General features: G+C 43.1%; 21 protein-coding genes and 1 tRNA gene. 12 read left to right on the top strand and 10 right to left on the bottom strand.

The features are described from left to right. The first annotated feature begins 323 nt into the window (after positions 1-323). From R2Q85_RS14700 to R2Q85_RS14685, 4 genes are all read left to right on the top strand, one after another. Positions 324-557 carry a hypothetical protein gene (locus R2Q85_RS14700; protein ID WP_316812550.1) on the top strand — a complete coding sequence of 78 codons (234 nt, stop codon included), beginning with the start codon at positions 324-326 and terminating at the stop codon, positions 555-557. 327 nt (positions 558-884) lie between these two features. Next, the gene (locus R2Q85_RS14695) at positions 885-1,385 is read left to right on the top strand and encodes an N-acetyltransferase (protein WP_316812549.1); all 501 of its coding nucleotides are present in this window, start codon (positions 885-887) and stop codon (positions 1,383-1,385) included. Continuing rightward, entirely contained in the window at positions 1,381-1,854 is a 474-nt protein-coding gene (locus R2Q85_RS14690; protein ID WP_316812668.1) for a PD-(D/E)XK nuclease family transposase, read from the top strand. The genes R2Q85_RS14695 and R2Q85_RS14690 overlap by 5 nt, the downstream gene beginning before the upstream one ends. A 167-nt stretch (positions 1,855-2,021) precedes the next feature. Beyond that, positions 2,022-3,446 (top strand): alpha/beta hydrolase family protein, encoded by a 1,425-nt coding sequence (locus R2Q85_RS14685; protein WP_316812548.1) that lies wholly within the window; start codon positions 2,022-2,024, stop codon positions 3,444-3,446. Between the two features lie 76 nt (positions 3,447-3,522). On the opposite strand, the gene R2Q85_RS14680 is transcribed toward R2Q85_RS14685, so the two are convergent. Then, entirely contained in the window at positions 3,523-5,697 is a 2,175-nt protein-coding gene (locus tag R2Q85_RS14680; protein ID WP_316812547.1) for a tetratricopeptide repeat protein, read from the bottom strand. Between the two features lie 194 nt (positions 5,698-5,891). Here R2Q85_RS14680 and R2Q85_RS14675 point away from each other — a divergent pair, with 194 nt between their 5' ends. The 3 genes from R2Q85_RS14675 (at position 5,892) to R2Q85_RS14665 (ending at position 8,890) form a co-directional block, all read left to right on the top strand. Continuing rightward, positions 5,892-6,431, top strand: a complete 540-nt coding sequence (locus R2Q85_RS14675; protein ID WP_316812546.1) for a GNAT family N-acetyltransferase — start codon at positions 5,892-5,894, stop codon at positions 6,429-6,431. 100 nt (positions 6,432-6,531) lie between these two features. Continuing rightward, on the top strand, positions 6,532-7,683 hold the full coding sequence (locus R2Q85_RS14670) for a tetratricopeptide repeat protein (protein ID WP_316812545.1): 1,152 nt from the start codon (positions 6,532-6,534) through the stop codon (positions 7,681-7,683). Positions 7,684-7,909: 226 nt separating this feature from the next. Continuing rightward, positions 7,910-8,890 carry a hypothetical protein gene (locus R2Q85_RS14665; protein WP_316812544.1) on the top strand — a complete coding sequence of 327 codons (981 nt, stop codon included), beginning with the start codon at positions 7,910-7,912 and terminating at the stop codon, positions 8,888-8,890. Between the two features lie 222 nt (positions 8,891-9,112). Here the strand turns inward: R2Q85_RS14665 and R2Q85_RS14660 are convergent, their stop codons facing one another. Then, on the bottom strand, positions 9,113-9,811 hold the full coding sequence (locus tag R2Q85_RS14660) for a DUF4377 domain-containing protein (RefSeq protein ID WP_316812543.1): 699 nt from the start codon (positions 9,809-9,811) through the stop codon (positions 9,113-9,115). A gap of 102 nt (positions 9,812-9,913) precedes the next feature. On the opposite strand from R2Q85_RS14660, the gene R2Q85_RS14655 reads away from it, so the two are divergent. After that, complete coding sequence (locus R2Q85_RS14655; RefSeq protein ID WP_143715770.1) at positions 9,914-10,162, top strand: hypothetical protein; 249 nt, start codon at positions 9,914-9,916, stop codon at positions 10,160-10,162. Between the two features lie 28 nt (positions 10,163-10,190). On the opposite strand, the gene surE is transcribed toward R2Q85_RS14655, so the two are convergent. Then, the gene (gene surE / locus R2Q85_RS14650; protein ID WP_316812542.1) at positions 10,191-10,922 is read right to left on the bottom strand and encodes a 5'/3'-nucleotidase SurE; all 732 of its coding nucleotides are present in this window, start codon (positions 10,920-10,922) and stop codon (positions 10,191-10,193) included. Between the two features lie 56 nt (positions 10,923-10,978). Between surE and R2Q85_RS14645 the strand changes: the two genes are divergently transcribed. Further along, positions 10,979-11,899, top strand: a complete 921-nt coding sequence (locus R2Q85_RS14645) for a diacylglycerol/lipid kinase family protein (protein WP_316812541.1) — start codon at positions 10,979-10,981, stop codon at positions 11,897-11,899. 463 nt (positions 11,900-12,362) lie between these two features. Here R2Q85_RS14645 and R2Q85_RS14640 read toward each other — a convergent pair whose 3' ends face one another. From R2Q85_RS14640 to R2Q85_RS14620, 5 genes are read right to left on the bottom strand one after another with little or no spacing between them, the layout of a single operon-like run. Further along, the gene (locus tag R2Q85_RS14640) at positions 12,363-12,965 is read right to left on the bottom strand and encodes a histidine phosphatase family protein (RefSeq protein ID WP_316812540.1); all 603 of its coding nucleotides are present in this window, start codon (positions 12,963-12,965) and stop codon (positions 12,363-12,365) included. Next, a complete protein-coding gene (locus R2Q85_RS14635) occupies positions 12,958-14,412 on the bottom strand; it encodes an FGGY-family carbohydrate kinase (RefSeq protein ID WP_316812539.1) in 1,455 nt (484 codons plus the stop codon). The genes R2Q85_RS14640 and R2Q85_RS14635 overlap by 8 nt, the downstream gene beginning before the upstream one ends. A 1-nt stretch (position 14,413) precedes the next feature. Next, a complete protein-coding gene (locus R2Q85_RS14630) occupies positions 14,414-15,865 on the bottom strand; it encodes an FGGY-family carbohydrate kinase (RefSeq protein ID WP_316812538.1) in 1,452 nt (483 codons plus the stop codon). A 7-nt stretch (positions 15,866-15,872) separates the two neighbouring features. After that, positions 15,873-16,832: a 2-hydroxyacid dehydrogenase gene (locus R2Q85_RS14625; protein WP_316812537.1), complete on the bottom strand. Its 960-nt coding sequence runs from the start codon at positions 16,830-16,832 to the stop codon at positions 15,873-15,875. Between the two features lie 41 nt (positions 16,833-16,873). After that, positions 16,874-18,160, bottom strand: a complete 1,287-nt coding sequence (locus tag R2Q85_RS14620; RefSeq protein WP_316812536.1) for an MFS transporter — start codon at positions 18,158-18,160, stop codon at positions 16,874-16,876. A gap of 276 nt (positions 18,161-18,436) precedes the next feature. On the opposite strand from R2Q85_RS14620, the gene R2Q85_RS14615 reads away from it, so the two are divergent. Beyond that, positions 18,437-19,201, top strand: a complete 765-nt coding sequence (locus tag R2Q85_RS14615) for a DeoR/GlpR family DNA-binding transcription regulator (RefSeq protein WP_316812535.1) — start codon at positions 18,437-18,439, stop codon at positions 19,199-19,201. An 84-nt stretch (positions 19,202-19,285) separates the two neighbouring features. On the opposite strand, the gene R2Q85_RS14610 is transcribed toward R2Q85_RS14615, so the two are convergent. After that, a complete protein-coding gene (locus R2Q85_RS14610) occupies positions 19,286-19,645 on the bottom strand; it encodes a response regulator transcription factor (protein ID WP_316812534.1) in 360 nt (119 codons plus the stop codon). A gap of 71 nt (positions 19,646-19,716) precedes the next feature. Then, the gene (locus R2Q85_RS14605; protein WP_316812533.1) at positions 19,717-21,033 is read right to left on the bottom strand and encodes a DUF3887 domain-containing protein; all 1,317 of its coding nucleotides are present in this window, start codon (positions 21,031-21,033) and stop codon (positions 19,717-19,719) included. A 144-nt stretch (positions 21,034-21,177) separates the two neighbouring features. Here R2Q85_RS14605 and R2Q85_RS14600 point away from each other — a divergent pair. Further along, a tRNA-Ala gene (locus tag R2Q85_RS14600) sits at positions 21,178-21,251 on the top strand. Positions 21,252-21,346: 95 nt separating this feature from the next. Continuing rightward, entirely contained in the window at positions 21,347-22,951 is a 1,605-nt protein-coding gene (locus tag R2Q85_RS14595) for a Na+/H+ antiporter (RefSeq protein ID WP_316812532.1), read from the top strand.

Here is a 22,951-nt window from a genome sequence, read left to right as displayed (position 1 = left end):
TATTGAATATTTAAACAATATATTGCTATAAGTCAAATACTTAAAAAAATAAATGTTGCTTTTTCTGTGGTTACTAAATTCAAATCTGTCTAGATTCACCTGACTAACTTAAAATCTATGACAGAAAAAAACAGCCGCTACATCGATCCGCTTACAGCCTATAACCATTTCACGTCATTTCGAGGGAAGCGAAGCGACGAGAAACCCCTTGAACTATGCAAATCCACGTTAAAGCACGCTCAAACAAGAGGTCTCTCTTATCGTCGAGATGACGGCAAGAAAAATAAAACAATCAATGATTAAAAATCTTTAAAATTGCGGAGATGAGTAAAATGACTAAAGAAGAACGTGAATTGTACCACTCAGATGTGAAAGCAAAATCTGACTGGAATGCGGGTATTCGTTACGCAGAAAAAAAGGCTAAGGAAGAAGGAAAGGAAGAAGGAAAACTGGAAGAGAAAATTGAAATTGCTAAAAGCCTCAAAGATGAGGGACTATCAATCGAGTTAATATCTAAAACGACAGGTCTTCCCATCGAAGAAATCGAAAAGCTATAAATTTTATATAAAAATTTATAGGCCCTGGAAAATTCCAGGGCCTTTTATATTATAGATCCTGTTTCATCGATAGGATCACTACAAGCATCGCCAGTTTTACCACACGTTTCCAATTGTCAACACACCGGCCCCTCACTCCATCCGGGGGTTTTATCCTGATCAACGGGAAGCGTGCGGTCTACCTTTAAAAACATTTATACGATTCCCTTGGTTTTATAGCTAAAGAATAAAGCCATGGCAGATAACAACAATATCATAAAAATAGCCACGGCACCGGATCAAGCCGGCGCCATTGGCGTATTAACCTTGGCATTCAGCCTTGACCCGATGGCCAGATGGTCACTGCCGGACCCGGCAAAATATCTGGCAGCTTTTCCGTCGATAGCGAAGGCTTTCGGTGGAAAAGCGTTCGAATCGGGAACTGCTTACATGGCCAATGGGATCACCGGCGTTGCCCTATGGCTGCCGCCTGGTGCCAGATCTGATGAAGAATCCCTGACAAGACTGTTCGACGAAAACACTGACAACGATATAAAAGAGGATATGCAGCGGATTTTTGAGCAAATGGAAAAATTTCATCCAACCGAACCGCACTGGTACTTGCCGATGATAGGTGTTGACCCGGTACATCAGGGTGCGGGGGCAGGCGCTGCACTGATGACCGAAGCACTCAAGGCCGTTGATCGTAATGGATCAATGGCCTATCTCGAATCTTCAAATCCCAGAAATATTTCGCTATATCAGCGTCACGGTTTCGAGGTAATAGGAGAAATTCAATCTGGCAGCTCCCCTGTTTTACGGCCCATGTTAAGGAGAGCACAATATTAGATTACCCAATACTCTTCCATCAGCATATGTCCATGATATCTGTCTGACAAACAGGTATACCGGCAAAATATTCTACGATAAAATGGGACTTATATTCATAGAGATGCTTAGCTTTGTAAAGAGCCCCACTGAGCTGGAGACCGACCTTGACAAATGGTTATACGCTTTAAAGCACTTAACCGAATTTAAGGAACGTCCTCAATATCTAAACGGCTCAGAATTTGATCCATTATTTGACCTGGCAAACTATGCCAATTTAAACGAAGAGGAAAGAAATATGTACAACGATAGTTTAAAGCACAAGTGGGATAATGAAAATGTGATGGATTATGCCATTAAAACTGCTGAGCAGAAAGGTCGCGAAGAAGAACGGGCTAAGATGGCTCTTAAACTCCTAGCCAAAGGCACTCCTATTGATGAAATTATAGAGTTAACAGGCCTTACTATTGAAGAAATCCAAGCCCTGTAATGCTCCCTAACCTTAATTATGGATACCGCTATCAAACCAACTGTCACGCTCTGCGACAATCCCTAAATACTACGGAAGGTTTTTGGCTAAGACCCTTTCAGAACAATTACGACCTGAGTTTGGGAGTGGATTTTCTTACAGACAATAAATAATCATAAATTGCCTATATGAAAAAAACGCTTTCTATCCTCCTGCTCCTTTTAGCAATAACCTCTACATACGCCCAGGAAATGACCGGAACCTGGTATGGTACACTCGATACTAAAGGCAGCAAACTACGTATAGTGTTTCACGTTTCTAAAACCGGAGACGCTTACACCACTACAATGGATAGCCCGGATCAGGGTGTTAGCGGCATTGCAACAGATAAGACCACCATACAGGGTAAGCAGCTTACGATCAGTGCTGCAGAATTTGGTTTAACTTATACGGGCAGCTATGTTCCTGACAGCAGTAAAATTACCGGAACATTTACTCAGGGTACAGGAAATTTTCCGCTCACGCTTAGTAAAAAAACTGCTACAGCTGTAACCGTAATCCGTCCTCAAGATCCTAAAGACTTTCCCTATAAACAAGAAGAAGTAACATTTGTCAACGTCAAAAACGGCAACCAGCTGGCCGGAACCCTGACCATGCCCTCCAATGGGAAGGCTTCAAAGATCGCAATACTGATCAGTGGCTCTGGCCCTCAAAACCGCAATGAAGAATTAGCTCCGTTTAACCACCGTCCTTTTCTGGTATGGAGCGACTGGCTAACCCGTAATGGAATAGCTGTATTAAGATACGATGACAGGGGAATAGGTAAATCAACCGGCAATTTTGCAAAAGCCAGCAGCGCCGATTTTGCAGATGATGCCGAAGCAGCTGTTAATTACATTTCCTCCAGGGCGGATCTGAAACATCTTTCCATAGGCCTGGTAGGTCATAGTGAAGGGGGTATGATTGCCCCTATGGTAGCCAGCCGCAATAAATCTGTTAAATTCATAGTACTGCTGGCCGGTACTGGCGTACCAATAGCAGAGTTGATGGTTCAGCAAAACCAGGATCTTATGCGTTTATCCGGTGCCCCGGCTAGTACAATAGCATTATCTGCAGCCACAAACACGAAGATCTATCAGGCCATGAACCAATATAAAAACTTGCCATTTGACGCTTTTAAAGCCAAAATAGATACCCTTATGTATGATGAATTCCGAACCCATCAAAAGGAATTATTATTAGGACAAGACGTTAACAAAGTTGTTGGAACGCTGTCAAAAACATTCTATACGCCATGGTTCAGGTACTTTATATCCTTTAACCCTGCGGTATACCTGAGTAAAGTTAAATGCCCGGTACTGGCCCTTAACGGTACACTGGATATGCAGATAAAAAGTGACACGAACCTTGCTGCAATCCAAACTGTCTTACAAAAAGCAGGCAATACCAGATTTGACATCATGCCGCTGCCAGGCCTCAATCACCTTTTTCAGCAAGCTACCACAGGCGGCACAGTGGAATATGGCCAGATTAGTGAAACAGTTAACCCGAAGGTGCTGCAAAAAGTGTCAGCATGGATAGCTGAAGTAGCGCTAAGGCCATCCGCGCAGTAGACACCGAGCGGGTACTGATGTACTGGCACATCGGCCAGCGAATATTCCTGGAAGAGCAGGAAAGAAAAAACCGCGCTCATCGCAGGATAAACACAAACTCGCCACCTTCATCACCAACCCCTTTTATGGCTGCATATTGAGGGAATGTTTGCGTGTTGTTAATAATCGCCTTGTAAAAATTATTAAAGAGATCTTTGGCGGTCAGGTATTTTAGCTTATTTTCTTTCAGATTTTTATTGAGGTAATAGATAAACTTACTGTTATCAGGCACAGGCTCCATATTGCCACTGGCCATAATTTTCCGGCTGGGATAAGTATACTGAACTTGTATATCCTTTGGTGCGTCGCTATCGATAGACCTGGTAAAGGCCCCGCTGAAACAGGCATCGGCAATGACGAGAATGTGTTTGGAATTGCTGCGTTTCAATGCTTTGTTGATATCATCCGAAGAAATATAGGTGGAGTTCATCCCCTTTTTAGCGGAAGCTGGGATCCAGTAGCCGTCTACATCACCAAACTTGTCTTTTTCAGCAATGCCATGCCCGGCGTAAAAAATTAGCAGGTTGTCATTGTCACCTAAGGAATTCGCTTTCTGAACAATGGTCTGCATGATTTCTTCACGTGTTTTGTTGTACACGGTCTGAATGTTACTGGTTTCAAAAGTATAGTTGCTTTGCAATACCTGCTTTAGCGACTCGGCATCCCTGGTTGGGTTTTGCAAGTCATCTATGCCTGGGTCCTGGTATTCATTTGCCGCAATCAGGAGGGCGTGAAAGACCGGCGGTTTATCTACGTCTACAGGAATGATCGCAGGTTCTTCTTTTTTCGCAGTAACTGGAGGTACGGATGCATTGAGCTGAAAAGTCTTTGTCCCGGTATTGTTATTCTTATCTGTGGCGATGATGCTGATGCTGTTCTGACCTTCCTTCAGCGCTATGGTAGTTAGAAACAAACCATCGTCCTCTACTTTCTGTGCCAGCAGCCCATTTACAGTGACACTTTTTATCCCTGATTCGTCTTTTGCCCTGCCTACAATCTCAATTTTCGTCTCATTCTTTACGATTTGCAGGCCCCGCGTAATTTGCGGACTGATCAGCTCAATTATTGGCTGGGTATTGTCTTTCTGATTTGCAATGCTTTGTTTTTGAGCTATGCGTTTAAGTGCTTCACTCACATCGGGTTGATTGGAGTTGATTACAGAGGCCTGGTTATAGGCATCGACCGCCTCAGCGTCGCGGTTCAGCTTTTCCAATACGTAACCCTTTAAGGCAAGTACATCTGAATACCCGGATTTATTTGCTGTCTTAATTTCAGAACCATATTCTTTCAGGGATTGATTGAGGCCGTTCAGGGCTTCCTGATACATTCCAGCAGGAATATACTCCGTAGCGGCCTTTAGATAGTGGATAAAAAATTTCCAGTCATCATTAGTGATGTATGAAGTTAATCCTTTTGCCTGGTAGTCTTTATAAACTGCCCTTGCCTCACTAAACTGACCCATCCTGATCAACGATGGCATCAAACTGATGTATGCCCTCGATTCTTTTGGGTCAAGACTGATCAGTGTTTTATAGTCGGCAACGGAGCGTTCATACTGGCCTGTTCTGGCAAATGACCAGCCTCTGTTGTTAAGCGCAACGGCATTTTTTGGGTTCATACTCAGGCTGGCATTTAAGTCTGCTATTGCTTTTTCAAACGCTCCAATATTAACATAAACCGATCCCCTTTTGGCCCATTGAATGGGATTTTTAGGATCGAGCAACACCAGCGTACTTAAATCTTCCAGTGCCTTCATTTTATCACCAGAGTTGTTGTAGGATGCTGCACGGTTGGCCAGGGCCATTAAATTTTTAGGGTCAAGCTGAAGCGCTTTATTGTTGTCTTCAATAGATTTATCGTATAATTTCTCGTTAAAATAGGCGTACCCTCTGCCGGTCAATGCGATCAGGTTTTGAGGCTCCAGCCGGAGTGCCTCGGTATAATCCGCGATTGCGCTGGTCCTGTCTTTCTTAAAATTATAGGTGCGCGCCCTGGTGATGTATAAATACGCCTCACCGGGGCTCTGTTTAATGGCTTCGTTGATGGCGGCCAAAGCCTCTTCATATTTACCAGCAAGGTTAAAAGTATTGGCATTTGAATTTAAGGTAGACGCCGTATTGCTTTGAGCTATACCTACAAACGGAGACAGAAAAAAGAGAATTGCGGTAATCTTTATGGTAGCATTAATTATTTTGATCATCATAGTGTTCATAGACCTTCCGTCTAATTTATTCAAAATACTTCATCAATCCAGCCTGTTTAAATTAATTTTTTATCCGGTAAGGAGACCTGGTATTCTAAACTTAAATACAGACAAATATTTACTAAAAATATTAGCACAACATACTGACTTTACCAGCCGGATTATTTATCTTTACCATAAGATAGTTATATAATTCAAGAACCATGAATCAGCCCGATTATTCAACATTCCCAACATTAACAACCCAAAGACTGCTACTCAGAAGACTTTCATTAGCCGACACGCCTGTAATTTATGAGTTGCGCTCTGATCCTGAAGTAGCCGTTTTAACAGGCAAAAAGCCCTTTACCAGTTTAGACGAAGCAACCGCCTATATCAATAAGATCGATAACCTCATCAATAACAATGAAAGTATCTTTTGGGCAATAGCTTATAAAGATTCCCCCACAATGTTAGGCGGAATTTGCCTCTGGAATTTTGACATATCCAATGAAACGGTAGAAATTGGTTACGAGTTGCTTCCACAGTTTCAAAGCAAAGGCATTATGGCAGAAGCCATTGCTTGTATACTGCAATATGGATTTGATACCATGGGCGCAAAAACGATTGTGGCATTCCCCTCCGCGGACAACCCCGCCTCTGTAAAACTGCTGGAAAAGACCGGCTTTACATTAATGCCCCGCGATTTTAAGCATACACATGCGGATGTTCCCGGAATGTTAACTTATACATATCAGCAATAGGTCTCCCACAATAAGTTTTTTATATCATCATTCCCGATGTAAGAAATTAAATTAGGATTAATAGTTGAAAACTAATAACTTAGTTATAAACTAAAAAGATATGAAAAAGCTGCGCTACTTTATCCTAATCCTATACACATCTTCTGCATTAGCTCAGTCCTCTGATACAATTGACAAGGAAAAATTGATTGAGTTCTATCAAAGTCAGCGTTTCACGGAAGCGGCAGCTTATCTGCAAATAGTTTACGGCGCCGAAACAGATCAGCCGAAAGAACTTGCACAAATCGCCTATACAAACCTGATGGCTGGCAACCTCGCCATTGCGGAAAAAAGTTATCTGAAGTTATACACACAGCAACCAGCCAGCCTACCTGTTTTATTTAATCTGGCGGCTATCAGTATGCGCAGGGGGGATGACGGGAAGGCGATGAGTTTTTACAAGGAGATCATAAAGATTGACAGCATGAATTTCAATGTTTACAAGCAACTCGCTTCGTTTTTTTTGAATCCGGCATCTCCAGAAAAAATAGCTAATCTTGAAAAGGCAAACAAGATCAACCCTACACATCCGGATGTAGCATTTGATCTGGCAACGGGCTATAATAAATTAAGTAAAAATGATTCTGCTTACCATGTATTGGATGTTGCATTAATTGCCGATACCGCTAATCTTTCGCTTTTAAAAGCCAAAATGCCGGTTTGCATCGCCCTATTAAAAATGAATGAAACTATTCAGACAGGTGTAAAGCTTATGGTTTATGGCGATAGTTCAGGTTATGTGCTCAGTAATCTTGGAAAGGCATATTACCTCAATAAGGAATATCAAAAAGCTATTGATATGTATACCATTATTGAACGGCTGCAGCAGCAGACAGAGTCTAGCCTTTACTATACCTCTCTGTGCTATAAGGAACTAAAAAACTATGTGAAAGCTGCCGACTATATGAAACGCTCTATTAAGGAGGGGATTTCACCATACATCTCGAACTATTATCAGATCTTGGGAGAGATCTACGAATTGACAGGCATGATTAAAGATGCAAATTTCGCCTATCACAAAAGTTTTGATTTCGAAAATACCGGAGGTGCATACTATAATCTTGGCTTGATTAACGATTTTAAAATGGATAACAAAAAGGCTGCTTTAAAATACTATCATCTGTATCTGGCCAGCAAACCTGATCCAGAAAAACGTAAAGAAGTAATTAAGTATGTAAAAATGAGGATCGCGTACTTGCAAGGGAAAAGCTAATTAAGTAACCACCCCTCCTCTATTTTAATTTCCACTTATATTGATTTCAAGGCTGACAGCAACCATAAAAAGGCAGCCATTTTTACCAGTTTGACACCCAGATTTTAATTCAATCCAAACTAAATTTGGTAAATCCATAAAACTTTAGTGTTTCCAGCTGATCTTTCCTAAGATTAAATTTCGTAACAATATCCAGTGTAGCTTTGTTCCATCTAAACAGCAATAAATGCCAGAAGAACTAATTGAAGCTGCACAAATATCAAATAAAAAGAAGGATGAAAAAGATCCCCGAAAAAAGAATGATATCATTTTTAAAGGGGCTTTTGAAGATTATTTCGTCCACCTGCTTCGTTTTACTTACCCAAATGCAGATCAGATCTTCGACTTCAATAAGGAGATAATATTCCTGAACCATGAACTGGCTGAAATAAATATTGATCCAGGTCTGTCTGGAGGAACAACAAGGACAGATCTGCTGGCAAAAGTCTTTTTAATGGACGGGACGGTACAATGTTTCTACCTCCATATCGAAATCCAGGCTGTAAGCAATGTCACCTTTCCAGAACGCGTTTTCGACTATTACATCCGTTTACGCGACAAATATGGCCCATCTGTAGTTTCATTGGCCGTATTTACTGGCAAAAAAAATCAATTGCGCCCAAATAGCTATAAATCCAGCATCCTTGGAACAGAACTCAGTTTCAAATTTAAAACTTATCAGATCTTTGACCATACAGAAGACGAATTGCTGGCAATGGATAATCCGTTTGCTTTGGTGGTAATTGTAGCACAACAGGAAGCGTTATCTAAGAAACTAAAAGATGCCGAACGGCATACTACAAGAATGAAGATTATTGATAAAATGGCGGCCAGCGGCAGATTTGATCAGGTGAGAATCAAGGAATTTGTACTGTTTTTGAACAGAATTATAATAGTTAAAAATTCAAAGTATAACGCTATATTTGATCAGCAGGTTAGCAACTTAACAGGAGGAAAAGTTACAATGGGAATAACAGAAACTTTAAAAATGCTGGATAGAGAAGAAGGCATTGAAATTGGAATTCAAAAAGCCGAAGCCCGAAAAAACCACGATTTCGTAGAAAACTTAATTACAAAATTAAGCCTGTCTGATGAACAGGCTGCCGATATTGCAGAAGTTACAATAGAATTCGTCGCCAAAGTCCGTGAAGAATTAAAAAATAAGTAGAGCTACTACCTTTCTCAACTCCATTCACACTACAACCTGTTTCCCCTTCAGGCAAAACGGAGACCAATTGAGCTTACCATGTCCTATTCATCAGCCAGCTGTATTGGCCGCATCAACTTCATGTCTCCTTCGGCTGCAGCCGAAGCAAAGCCGAATAAAACACGACCAATACACCTCCGGATGCCGAGTGAATAGCACATTACCAAATGGCAATTTTACCGCTTACAAAGGCATCACCCCAAACATTAGCACCAGCTTGTTGTTCTGGTATAAATTCAGGGTCTGGTCTGCCACGTCATATTTAAAGGTTTGGTCGCCAATCAGCGTCAAGAACTGGTGCTCCAGTTTATTGAGTTCATCACTGCAAGCCATCATGGTTCCTGCCATTTGTTTAAAGCTAAGGTTCCCTTCACTTTTATCATAGCCACCAAAAAAAGTATTACATCCTGATTTGCCTCCAACCCTTTTTTTCGTTCCGTCAAAGGTCATGTATATCGGAGATTCCGTTTGGGTTTGCCCGTTCATCTGGATCAGCTTCCATTTATGGTTCACTACAAAATCCCAGGCAGTAGTGGTGTTTACCTTCATTTTTATTTTTTTCAGCACCTTTTTGAGCTTGTATTCATAAGCTGAAGCATCAGCCGGTACATTTTTTCTCCTGGTCCTGTTCACCTGTAATACATACCGATAGCCAGGCATATAGGTAAATCCGGAAATCTGACTGTAAAATAACTCCCAGCTTTTGCTGTTCTTGTATTTCACCTGCATACAGGTCATAGGCGCAACGCCGGTACAACTGGCCAGCTCTTCTTTTACTACTAAGGTAATGACATCGGCTTTACCGGCCACCGACAAGCCTAACAGCATAACGAGTGTTAGCATGAATTTAGCACTGATCATTTTAAGCATATTGGTATTCATTTATTGGTATGTTAACAATAAGATGCAGCGATTGTTCTTTTTCCATATTTCCAAACCTTATTTAGTCTGCAAATGTTCTTAACTTTATATAAACAGCGGGCTATGGGAAAGTATCAACAGGAATGGAAAAAAATGCTACAGCAGGATGAAGCATTTGAAGATTGGAAGATCAGGACCAGCGGTGGCGATCTTTTGATCCGGGTACCCGAAGAAACCGACATGGAGGTATTAAAAATGCAATTTGCAGATACGATCTCTCACGTTGCCCCATTGGTAAAATCACCCAAAACCACGCTCAAATTCTTTGTGGGCAATTCGGCAGAAACAGACTTTATATTTACACTCAATTAAAAAACAGGGTCAACGGTCTTTCAGCGATTTACTTTGCAACAGCGAAATGCTGTGCCAGTTCAGTCTCATTGGTCAGGTCAAGCCGCAAAGGCGTAATGGAAACAAAGCCGTTTTCAACAGCCCATCTGTCAGTCCCTTCTTCTGCGGCTGCCAGTGGCGATACAGTGATCCAGTAATGCTTTCTTTGCATGGGATCTATTCCTGGCACCACCTTGCCATCATAAAGCCGGACAGATTGTTTTGTCCACCTGATCCCAACAGGCTTGGGCGGAAAGTTCACATTGTATAAACCAAGAGCAGTAGTGTTCAGCAACTCTGCCAGTGCCTGTTCTACATACTTGCCCAGCCCTTCAAAATCCGGCTCGGTTTTCCCTACCGGAGTACTCAGGGCAACTCCCTTCACGCCCAGTAAAACGGCCTGTTTGGCTGCTGCCAGTGTACCGGAGTGCCACATAGAATTGCCAAGGTTTGGCCCCATGTTTATACCAGACAACACCACATCGGTATCCGGATAAATGTGTAAGCCTAAGGCAGCACAGTCGGCAGGTGTACCATTTACCCGGTAAGCCTCCATACCTTCAAATGCTATAGGTGATTTTTTTATGGATAATGGCCTGGAATGAGTAATGGCATGGCCCATGGACGATTGCTCTACATCAGGGGCCACTATCCTTACTTCGCCAAACCTCAGCGCAATTTTTGCAAGTGCGGCAATTCCCGGGCTGTATATGCCGTCGTCATTTGTAATCAGGATCTTCATGATAAATTATTTAGGTACATTTAAAACCTTATTAAGGTCCATATTGTTCAGTCGATATGAAAAAACCTGGTAAACTGGTAAGATTAGTACACAACCCCACTGCTGGAGAAGGTGATTATTCCAGGAAAAACATCGTTAAACTGATCGAATCCCACGGTTATCGCTGCGTTTACAGCTCCTCTAAAAATAAAATACTGAAATCCATATCACCGGAGACAGAATTTATCGTAATCGCTGGCGGTGATGGAACGATCAGAAAAACCATCATCACTCTTCTTAATAAAAAACTGAAGTACAAACGCCCCATAGCCTTACTGCCTTTTGGAACAGCCAACAACATTGCCAGTTCATTAAACATCCCCTCAAACAATGCCATAAATATCCATTCCTGGGCAGAGTATAACCTTAAAAAGTTTGATGTTGGCCAGGTGGTCGGCTTAAAGAAAACAGCCTATTTTATCGAATCTTTTGGCTTTGGTATTTTTCCCAGATTGATGAAGGATCTGGAAAAAATGGACACCGCCCACATTAAAACTCCTGAACAGGAATTTAAACTTGCACTGGAAACCCTTTTTTCCATCAGTAAAAACTACCAATCCGTTCCGTTTAAACTGGAAATTGATGGGCAGCTGATCGAAGACAAGGCCATCATGATCGAGGTCATGAACATTTCTTACCTGGGTCCGCAATTAAAAATAAGTAAAGATGCAGACTCCGAAGATGGTTTTTTTGACGTGGTCATCGTAACAGAAAAAGACAGGAAAAAAATGGAAACCTATCTCAGCAACAAAATCGGGCTCAAAGATCCCCTCTTTCCTATTAAACCCATTCGCACCAAGAGCCTCCATATCAACTGGGAAGGGAAAGACATGCATGCGGATGACCAGGTCATCAAAACCAATCACCCCAGCTTAAAAATTTCCCTGATCGACAGCCTGCTCGAAATGGTTACCCCATCAAAGATTCCTAAAAGCTAGCCTGCCAACTTTTCATTCCTAAAAAAAGGCTGCAAAGGAAGAGCTAACCAAACCCCTCCCTTTAACAACCTGATTTGAAAAATCTTTTCTAAGTATCTGTCTTTACAAATCAATTAAAAAATAGTGCTTTGCTGATGAGGCATAGGATTCATTTTTTTCTTCTGTTAAGGAAGAAAAAACTTATTCCAGCCTCAGAAGGAATGTGCTATTTTTTAAGTAAATCATATAATGTCACACCCCAGCATACTAAGTATATAAAAACACCAACAATAGGCTCCCTGCTTTGAGCAAAAAAATTACCTTCTCTTATGAAAACCCCTTCTAGAAAATAAAATTACCTTCTCAGAGGAGGCCTAGCGTCTTTTTATTTTTTTCCTCAGAAAAAAATAAAATTTTTCGGAAGCTCATATTGATTTGGGTCCTCAAGAGCACTTCGTGGTTATGCAGCCTCCGAAGAGAACGGTTATTTTATCCTACTATTTAGCAATTTCAGGTTCAACTCCCCCGTTTCATCCAGACTAAACAACGTAATGGAAGAATTTTCCTGCACAATGCGCCGGTAATGTTTTAAAGGCATCCCCAGCTTATGGGCCAGGTATAAACGATTGAGACCATTATGCCCGACAACAAGAATGTTTCCCGAAGGATGTTTACGCAATATTTCCTGGTAAAAATCATCTACACGGGCCACAACCTCAGCTGCACTCTCGCCAGTACCACCTGCTTTTGCTACCGCCGGATCATCCATCCAGCTGTTCCATAAACCAGCATTTTCTGCAATGAACTCTTCCTTGGTCTTACCTTCCCATCCCCCAAAATCCACTTCTATCAGGCGTTCATCTGTTTGTACAGGCTTTAGTCCCGATGCGATCTCTGCTGTGTATTGAGCCCTTTTTAAAGGAGAAGAATAAACCGCATCAAAGCTCATCCCCTTTAGCTGGCTGTTCACCAGGTTGGCCTGGGCAATGCCTTTCTCCGTAAGGTCTATATCTGTTCTGCCGCAATAACGGTTTCCATCGGCATTGTATTTCGTTTCTCCATGACGGAGTAAATAAACATTAAGCATGTAACTCTCCCTTTTTAATATATCCCTTTTCCAATAATAAATTCAAAAACCTGTGGTAATTTTTATCATATACAGCCGCCAGTGCCGGCTCCGGATGCACCTCTTTGTCAATGGTGGTCAAAGCCGTTACCGCATCGGCCAGTGAGCCGAAATGCGTGTTCGATGCCGCCAGAATTGCCGCACCAACCGCACCCGATACCTCCTTCATTTTATAAATGGGCAGGTTCAGTACATTGCTGCGTATTTTCAACCATACCTCGCTGTTGCTACCGCCACCGGCAGTGAAAACAGCTTTGATCTTTTCATTGGTAAAGCCCTGTATCAGTTCAAAAGAAAAGCGTTCCAGGTAAGCAACCCCTTCCATATTGGCCGTAAATCGCTCTGCCATCGATAAACCTTCCGGTTCAAAACCAACTGCGTCCGGCGCCACCATCGGGAAGCGCTCGCCATGCTGGCGCAAAGGATAAGAGATCAGGTCTGTAGGGATCAGCTTTTCTGCCGCTTTGCTCAAGGCTTCCAGGTTATCACCAAACTCATTCGTTACCCAGTCGGCCCCGGTATTGCTCGCCCCGCCCGGCATCCAGTATCCCGCAGGGTGCCTATGGCTATAAATACGCCCTTCTTCGTCCACAATCTGTTTTTTGGTTACACCTTTTATCACCATCGTAGTACCAATAGTCGTATTCCATTCTCCTGGTTTTACCGCACCCGAAGCAATTTGCGAAGCGCAACCATCCGTAATACCTACTGTAACCTGTATACTTGCCGGCAGGCCCAGTGAATCGGCAACTGTCTGATCCAGGGTACCAATTACCGTACCCGAAGGAAACACCTCCGGCAGCCAGGATTTTTTCAAAGGCAAATGCGTGTATAAATATTCCGGCCATTCGTAATCACTTACGTCATAGCCTGTTTTAAAAGCATTGGTATAATCAGTCTTGCCCCAGCGGCCACTCAGTTTACCGGTAATGTAATCTGCCGCATGGATCCATTTTGCTATATGAACAGCTTTTTCCGGGTAAGTTTCGCCAAACCACACGATTTTAGCCAGCGCACTTGAGCTGTTAAAAGCCGTAAAACCCTTGTTATGGTATTTTACCGCTGCAGCCGTACACACTTCGGCTTGTTTGCCGGAGCGTTTGTCACTGTACATGATTGCATTGTGCAATGGTCTGTTTGCTGCATCCAAAGGGATTACCGTACCTGAGGTAGAGGTAACCGCCATCGCCATCACCTGTCCGAAATCGATATCCGGAGCCTTGGTTTTCAGGGATTTTAAACAAGCTACACAAGCCGCCCACCATAATTCTGGCGACTGCTCCTCTCTTGACTCCTCACTGAGCGGAAATACCTCGCCAGCACTTGCCACAACAACTCCGTTCACATCCAGCAAAACTACCCTTGCGCCTTGTGTTCCTATGTCAATTCCTATAAAATAAGGTGCCATACTAGCTGAATATTTCTATAAATGAGGCCCTGGTTTTTTTCCATTCTTCGTACAGTTTGGCATGCTGTTCATTTTGTTGGGGTAGTGTTTCTTCCAGCACAAAAGGTTCAATTTCGGCTTTGCCTAGCGCTTTGTTACAGATATATACTCCACCTACTACCGATGATTGACGGTAACTGTTCCTGATGATCACCCGCTTTTGCAGCAAATTGGCAATAAACTGCCGCAATGTAGCGCTTTGTACACCGCCGCCACAAGCCCAGATGTAATCCTGGTCGTGTGTGGTTACGCCGCAAAGGCTTTTATAATTTTCACTGATGCTGCAGGCAATATCCCATAGCGTGGCCCATACAAAACTTCCCCTGGTGAGCAAATGCGAAACCGGCGCATCAAAAATAAAACCACCCCGGGTAAGCGGCGCTTTTTCATCTGCTACTAAAGAGCCCAAAGAAGCGATGCACTGAAAATGGGTAACTTCTGCAAGCTCCCTTTCAATTACTTCATAACCTTCGACAGGGTAGAATATCTCTTTTAAGCGCTGGTAATTTAAACCGGTAACACCGGCATTGGCTTCCAGTATAAAGCTATGCCCATCCGTATGCCTGCTTGTCCAGGTACGTTCCTGTTCGTCGGTAATGTATGCTCCGGTAATCTTGATGATCGGGGTAGTGGTACCGGAAACCATAACCACATCGTTTTCCAAAGGTTTGGTACTGATGATGGCCAGTTGTGTATCAGCACCACCAACAATCACCTTTGCTTCGGGGTTAATGTTTAATGCTGCTGCCTCTCCAGGTAAAATTGTACCCAGCACTGTGCCCGACAAGGTCAGTTCAGGTAATACGGCAGTATCAATTTCAAATACATTGCACAGTTCGGCAGACCAGGTATGCTTTTCTACATCATAAAGCAAAGTCTCGGAAGCCTGCGAATGCTCATAGTGCAGCACACCACTCAATTTATATTCTACCCAGTCACTGATGCTTAAAAACACAGCAAACTCATTCCATATTTCAGGCCTCCTGTGTTTAATCCCTACTATCTTTAAGGCTGAGAAAAGCGAAGTCGGATAACGACCGGTCAGTTGGTAAACTGCACTCTTGTCTTTAATCATGCTGTCCCACTCCCTGCCCCTATGGTCAATATTTGGCAAACCGATCAGTGATTCGCCTTTTTTGCCGATCAGCACAATGCCTTCACGCTGGCTTGTTGCTGTTAAAGCCAGTACTTTTATCCCTGCAGGTGCCTGGCTCAATGCTTTGCCCGCCAGGCGCAGGATTTGTTCCCACAATGCATTCGGGTCAAAAAACAGCGCCTCCGGATAATTTTCATCCTTCTGGTTTTGCAGGTTCTCTCTTTCAATTCCCAGGATCTCTCCTGAAGTAGTTGCAACAGCTACGCGTACGTTTCCTGTACCAATGTCTATTACAATATATGCTTCCTGATTTGTCATGTCTGATCTAATTTACCTTTTCCTTTACAAACCAGGCCATGATCCTGCTGTTCATGATCTCTACATGGTGATCTTCCACCTCGTGAGTGGCACCCGCAATGTGCGGCGTAGCCAGTACATTTGGCAGATTGATGATCCGGTAATCCTTTTCATCAGGCGGTTCATGGTCAAATACATCCAGCACTGCGCCCCTGATGCGATTGTTTTCCAATGCCTCCAGCAAATCATCCCGTTTTACCACACTTGCACGTGCTGTATTCACAAATATAGCGTCCGGTTTCATTTTAGAGATCAGGCTTTTGTCGATCATCCCTATGGTAGCGGCATTTACCGGCAAATGGATCGACACGATATCACAGCTGGCAAATACATCTTCCAGTGAAGTCTTGGTATATTTGGCATCAAAATTTTCCAGGTAAGGATCGTAAAATCTGATCGCGCATGGAAAATTCTCTACCATGCTGGCAATCCGCTGCCCTACCGCACCAAAGCCCACCATACCAATAGTTTTGCCTGCCATCTCGTTACCTTTAAACTGCAGGTACGAGGTATGCGCATCGGCTGTCCAGTTTTTACCTTTCAGCCAGGCAACGCCTGCGTACGTATTCCTCATCAGGTCAATTACGGTTGCCAGGAACATTTCGGCCACAGCCTGTGCATTTCTGGCCGGGGTATGAAATACGGGGATCCCCATCTCTTTTGCAGTATCTAACGATACATTAGAAGGTGTTCCCCTGCACACTCCTATAAACTGAAGTTGCGGATTCGCTGCTATAACTTTTGCGGTAACATGATCGTGTTCTGTAATTAAGGCATCGGCTTTGGTTTCTGCCAGCAGCGCAATCAGTTCGTCCTCGTGAAATGCACGGCCAAGATCCTTCCATGGACGGTATACCACTTCGCCCAGTTTCTCTGCCAGTGTTTGTTGTCCCCGCTCATTGTAAGGGGCCGTAATCAGTATCCTCATATATGCTATATTATTATTGTTTTAATGCTTATTTAAACCTATTATGTTGCGGCTATAACTGCAGCAGGCTCACCAGAATGTGCAGTTTTAGCATTGTCAGGCAAGGTGATGAAACGGGTCAGAATGGCACTCAGCACGTAAAGCCCGGCAAGGATCCAAACCACACCTTCGTTACCCAGGCTACCGATAAAGATACCCACAATAGCGGGACCTACAAATACTGCCAAACCGGCACCAAGGTTTAAAACCGCCATAGCCGCGCCCTTGTCTTTTTTTACCAGAGATGGGACCAGCGCTGATAAAGGCACGTAGCCTGCCAGTAGTGCACCCCACAAAATACCACAGAACATCACCATCCAGAAACTGCTGCCAAACAATACCGGCGAATAATAGAACAATAAAGTGGTAATGGCACAGCCTACACCGCCAAACCACATCACTGTATTTCTCCAGCCAAAACCATCACCAACAAAACCAAAGATCAGGTTAAAGGCAATATTTGCTGTAAATATCGTTCCCCAGATCTGCAGCCATTCTGTAGTTGAAAAACCATGAGCTGCCATATAAGTAGGCAGGAATACCGGAAAAGCAAATTGTGCGGTAGTATTGATGATGCGGACAATCCCACCCAGTAAAACCTTAGGTTCTTCTTTCATAATGATCAATCCCTTGGCGAGCTCTTCCGCTTTTGTTGAAGTATTTTTACCAGCCGAAGCTTCAAACTTATCTTTGTTCAATACCAAAGCAAAGAAAGCACCTAAAAGAACCCAGAAGATGGAGCTCCATAATGTATCCAGATAGCCGAGATGCTCAATGGCCCAACTTGAATAATAGGCACCAAATACGTTTAAACCACCGGTAAAAACAAACCAGAACCATCCTACCGCAGAACCCAGCTTTTTGCCGGGACTGCGATAAGTTATCCAAACCAAAAACGAATAGGCAAATAGCGGATAGCCAAAGCCTCTTATAGCGTAAGTAATCAACATCATACCAAAGTTCAGGTCAGGCAGGCCATAGCCAACAAAACCTGCGGTACCGATAATATAAAGCAGCAGGCCCATCAGCATGGTCTTCTTCGGACCAAAGCCTTCGGCCAGTACACCCGAAAACCAGGAAGAGATGGCAATGGTAATACCATAAACCGTAAACAGTGACGCCGACTGTTGTATGGTCATTCCGCGACCGATCAGATAAGGGCTAAGCCAGCCCTGCTCTACTCCATCGCCCATCATGAAAATCATGATTCCTAAATAGCCCCATGCCAGCTGCTTTGGGATACCTGCCCTGCTGAGCAGGGAATTGTCTGAGTTTAATTCTTGTTTCATTTATATTTGGTTTTTGTTTATCCGCCTTCGGGTTATTCCGTTTTTATACTAATTACGTTTCTTTTATCAAAAGAATGAAATTAAACATAATAAAACAAAATAAAAGAGAAATAAATATTTAGAAAGTGATATTAAAAAAATTTACCGATCTTTAAGAGAACCTGTATTAAAGAATTGTGAATTGTTTTAGTTTACTATATTTGGAAAATTATAGGTTGTATTATAAAAATTTCGTAATATTAACAATCTGAAAATAGCGTTTAAAGCCATTAATAAATGAAGAACATTACCGAGCGCCATGAATTTATCATTCAGCAGCTGAAGAAGAACGGCAAAGTAAATATTATTGAACTCATCGAACTGATGAAAGTTTCAGGCGTAACAATAAGAAAGGATTTGAAACTTCTCGAAGATAAGAACCTTCTTTTTCGCACGCGCGGCGGTGGATCAATTAACAATCCTTACGCAACGGAGCGTACCATCAACGAAAAAGAGTTTATCAATTCTGAAGAAAAACAAAGAATTGCCAAAGCCGCACTGTCTATTATCGGCCAGAACGATTCCATCAGCATTGGCTCGGGCACAACTGTATTTGAACTGGCACGCTGTTTATACCCAAGCAAACACTTAACGGTAATTACACCCGCTTTAAAGGTAGGCCTGGAACTCAGCAACCGCCCTAATGTGGAGGTATTACAACTTGGCGGTCTGATCAGGCCAAATTCTTCATCCGTAGCGGGAGCCCATGCGGAAAAGATCCTGGCTGAGATTTCCTGCGGGGTATTGTTCCTTGGAGTGGATGGAATAGACCTGGACTTCGGATTCTCCATTACCAATATAGCCGAGGCTACCCTGAACCAAAAGATGATTGATACTGCACAAACACTGGTCATTATGGCCGACAGCACAAAATTTGACCGCAGGGGCTTGGGCAAAGTTTGTGGCTTTGATCAGGTACACTACGTGATCACCGACAGTAAGGTATCACCACAAACTGTAAAAATGATAGAAGATAAAGGCGTAAAAGTGATTGTTGCCTAGTTAAACATACAGCATTATCCTTGCATAAAAAGAAGGCCCGGCAAAAAATTGCCGGGCCTTCTTTTTATTTTCGAGACTAATTTTTTAATTCAGCAGCTTGTTGATCCTTTTAACAATATAATCAATATCAAAAGGTTTGCTGATGTAATCATTTGCACCTGCAGCCAGACTCTTATCCTTGTTCTTGTCATTTGCAGACATCACAATGATCGGGATGTGTTTTGTAAAAACATCCGTTTTAAGATCTGTACAAATATCAGTGCCATCTCCGTCTGGTAACATTACATCTAAAATAAATAAATCAGGCACAGAATCTTTAAGTTTACTTTTTAGTTCACCAAATGAAGACGAAAGTTGAAGTTCATAGCCCTCATCTTTCAACAAAACACCAATGATGTATCTGATATCTTCATCATCTTCAAGCACATGTATTCTTTTGATCATAATATAAAATAGCTTTACGTTTAACTAGTGGTTTCATAGCAACAATTTTGCCATAAATTCAAACAAGTAAACTAAATCTTAAGTTTTATCCAGGCGGCGATGTCATTAACAAGCGCCGGGGACACACTGGCGGGCGTTTCATACTGCTGCAGAGTGCCTTTTTCTGTCTGGGAACTTAACATATGGTTGAGGTCAGGATATAACTTCAGCGTGACATTTTTTTTCTTTCCCAAAGCGGAGTTCCATAAATTAAAATCGGTTACTGAAACCTGGAAATCATTGCCTCCCTGTGCAATAAAAATACGCTGTTTTAGTTTTTTAGCCGTTTCTACCTGCTTGTAATTGTTCAGGTCTACCCAATAAGCTGCTGACATTCCAAACAAGCTGGAATCAGCCTTCATCGTGCCCAGCTTGGTGATCCTGGTTTTATCGAACTCTTTGATCAAACTGTCCAGCATTTTTTTTCCCGCATTTGTGGTGTCCTTTGCCTGGGCAAACATATATTTATTCTGTTCAATAATGATATCTGTTAAAGACCTGGCCGGTGCAGCGGCCAGTATAATCCCGTTCAGATCAGGCGCCAGCAAGGCCAGTCTTGGTGCCAGTACACCGCCTAAACTATGTCCAAATAAATAGAGCTGTTTTTTATTTACCTCTGGCAGTGTCCTGGCCAGGGCAACTGCAGCAATTGCATCATCCAAAACCTCTTCCTTTACCGTACTTGCCCCCACAAAATCCATCGGATAGATCTTTGTCCTTTTCACGTAACGGATGCTGGCAATCCCCTTGGAAGCCAGGCCTAAAGCCAGGTCTTTTAAAGGTTTGTTCGGTCCGAACGTAGCATCCATATCCTGCGGACCAGATCCATGTACCAATACTACTATAGGAAAGCCAGTACCCTTTTTCGGTTCGGTCAGCATGCCCACCAGGTTATGTCCCGGCGTTTTCACATTAATCTCTTTTTCTTTATACAATGTGGTATCGGCATAAGCCGGAGGGGTATAAACCACCGATTTGGGTTTTGGCAAAGGGAAAAGTCCAACTAATTTTTCTGCTTTATTGTAAGCCAGTAAAAAATTCTGGGTATCCTTGGTAAACTTGGCTTCCACGATAACCCTGTAGAAATCCCCTTCGTTCTTACTGCTCAATACCGAGGTATTTTCCAGTTTACCCAATTGCTCGGAGATTTTGGTCCAGAGTTCCTTCAGATTGGCTTCAGTTACCTTAGCCTGAAAAGTAGGGTCGAAATTCCCGTAAGCCTCGGTAAACTTATCCTCAGAAAACAGGATAAAAAGGTCTTGCGAACGACCCAAAAGGTTCAGAAGGCCCTGCGAAAATGAGGCACTGGAAATGAAAAGTGTAAAAAACAGCAAAAATATTTTCTTCATGTGATTGGATTAGTTGTACCAAAGTTAGCATTAGCTTTAAATAAAGCACAAAATCAGCAACATATTTCAACATTTAATTTGCAGGGTTTCCAAAATTAATTACTTTTGCCCCACACTGATGATTTCGATCATTGGTAGCCACAAGGGGGATTAGCTCATTTGGCTAGAGCGCTTCGCTGGCAGTGAAGAGGTGATCGGTTCGAATCCGATATTCTCCACCCTTAAAGCCTTTCAGTTTTACTGGAAGGCTTTTTTTTTTGAAGATTACAATTCATACCTGCCTTATTCTGATACAATTTCCTATTTTTAGGACATGATACATGCCAACCTGCTTTTAATCCTGGCCCTGTTCTTTGCTATGGCGCTGCTCTTCCTGCTCAGTCAGCGCTGGAAGATCTCTTACCCCATATTTCTGGTCATTGGCGGGCTAGGTATCAGTTTCATACCAGGCATGCCCGTCATTAACATTAATCCCGACATTGTCTTCCTGATCTTTTTGCCCCCGCTGTTATTTGAAGCAGCCTGGTATACCTCCTGGAATGAGTTCTGGAAATGGCGGCGTTCCATCTTTTCCCTCGGTTTTGGGCTCGTACTCATCACCGCTCTGGCCATTGCCTATTTCTCTGTCAGCATCATTCCAGGTTTTACCCTTGCATTCGGCTTTTTATTAGGGGGCATCATCTCCCCTCCCGATGCGGTTGCAGCTACCTCCGTATTAAAGGGAGTAAACATGCCTAAAAGGGGCTTAACCATATTAGAAGGAGAGAGTCTGGTAAATGATGCGGCCTCACTAACGGTATTCAGGTTTGCCCTGGCGGCCATCCTGACCGGGCAATTTGTATTACAGGAGGCCGTTACCGATTTCCTGATCCTCGCTGTAATGGGTGTGGTAGTTGGCCTGGTTATCGCGCACCTGCTTTACCTTGTACTCCGGTACTGGGCCAAATCATCTAACATTACCACCCCCATCACACTGATCGCACCTTACCTGATGTACATTGTAGCTGAGGAATTTCACTGGTCTGGCGTACTTGCCGTAGTTAGCGGTGGCTTATTCCTTTCTTTCCGTTCCGGTGATTTTCTAAACTACCATACCCGCATACAAGGCAAGGAAGTATGGGCTACTGTAGGCTTTCTGCTCAATGGCTTTGTATTTATCCTGATCGGGCTGGAACTGCCCGTAATTGTAGCCGGGCTGGAAGGTTATTCCATGGAGGAAGCCATCAAATATGCGCTGATCATCAGCGCCATTGTTATTGTCGCCCGCATTGTGCTGGTATACATTTCGGCCTTTGTACCCCGGATGCTCAGCTCCCGCATCCGTAACAGAGAAAAAAGCCCGGGCTTAAAACTGCCTTTCATTATCGGATGGGCTGGCATGCGGGGTGTAGTCTCATTGGCTTCGGCACTGGCCATCCCCCTTACTTTAAGTACAGGAGAGGCTTTTCCGCACCGTAACATGATCCTTTTCATCACCTTCGTGGTGATCCTGGTTACCCTTGTGTTCCAGGGTTTAACCCTGCCCATCTTCCTCCGCCTGCTTAAAGTAGAAGAAATAGATGAACATATCCCTGAAGATGAACAACTGGAGACCATCCGGATGCAGCTGGCAAAAGAATGCGTAAGCTACCTGAACGAGCATTATAGTGCCGAAATGAACCAGTTTGAAACCATAGCCCGGGTTAAGGAGCAACTGGAAAGAAGCATCAGGGCCACAGAGCGGACCCTGATTGAACAATCGCAAAAAGAAGAGGTAACTTCGGTACGGAAGTTATACCGGCAGATCATGCTGGAGCTGATTGACCTCCGGAGAAAAGGCCTGAAGAAAATGAAAGCAACAAAAAAATATGACCACGAAGTGCTCCGGGATATGGAAGACAACCTGGACCTGGAAGAAGCCCGTTTAAATAAGCACTGA

The organism is Pedobacter heparinus (assembly GCF_032678725.1).
In the GTDB taxonomy this organism is placed as follows: domain Bacteria; phylum Bacteroidota; class Bacteroidia; order Sphingobacteriales; family Sphingobacteriaceae; genus Pedobacter; species Pedobacter heparinus_A.
The sequence above is the reverse complement of the archived record's forward strand: the minus strand, read 5'-3'. Positions and strand labels throughout refer to the sequence as shown.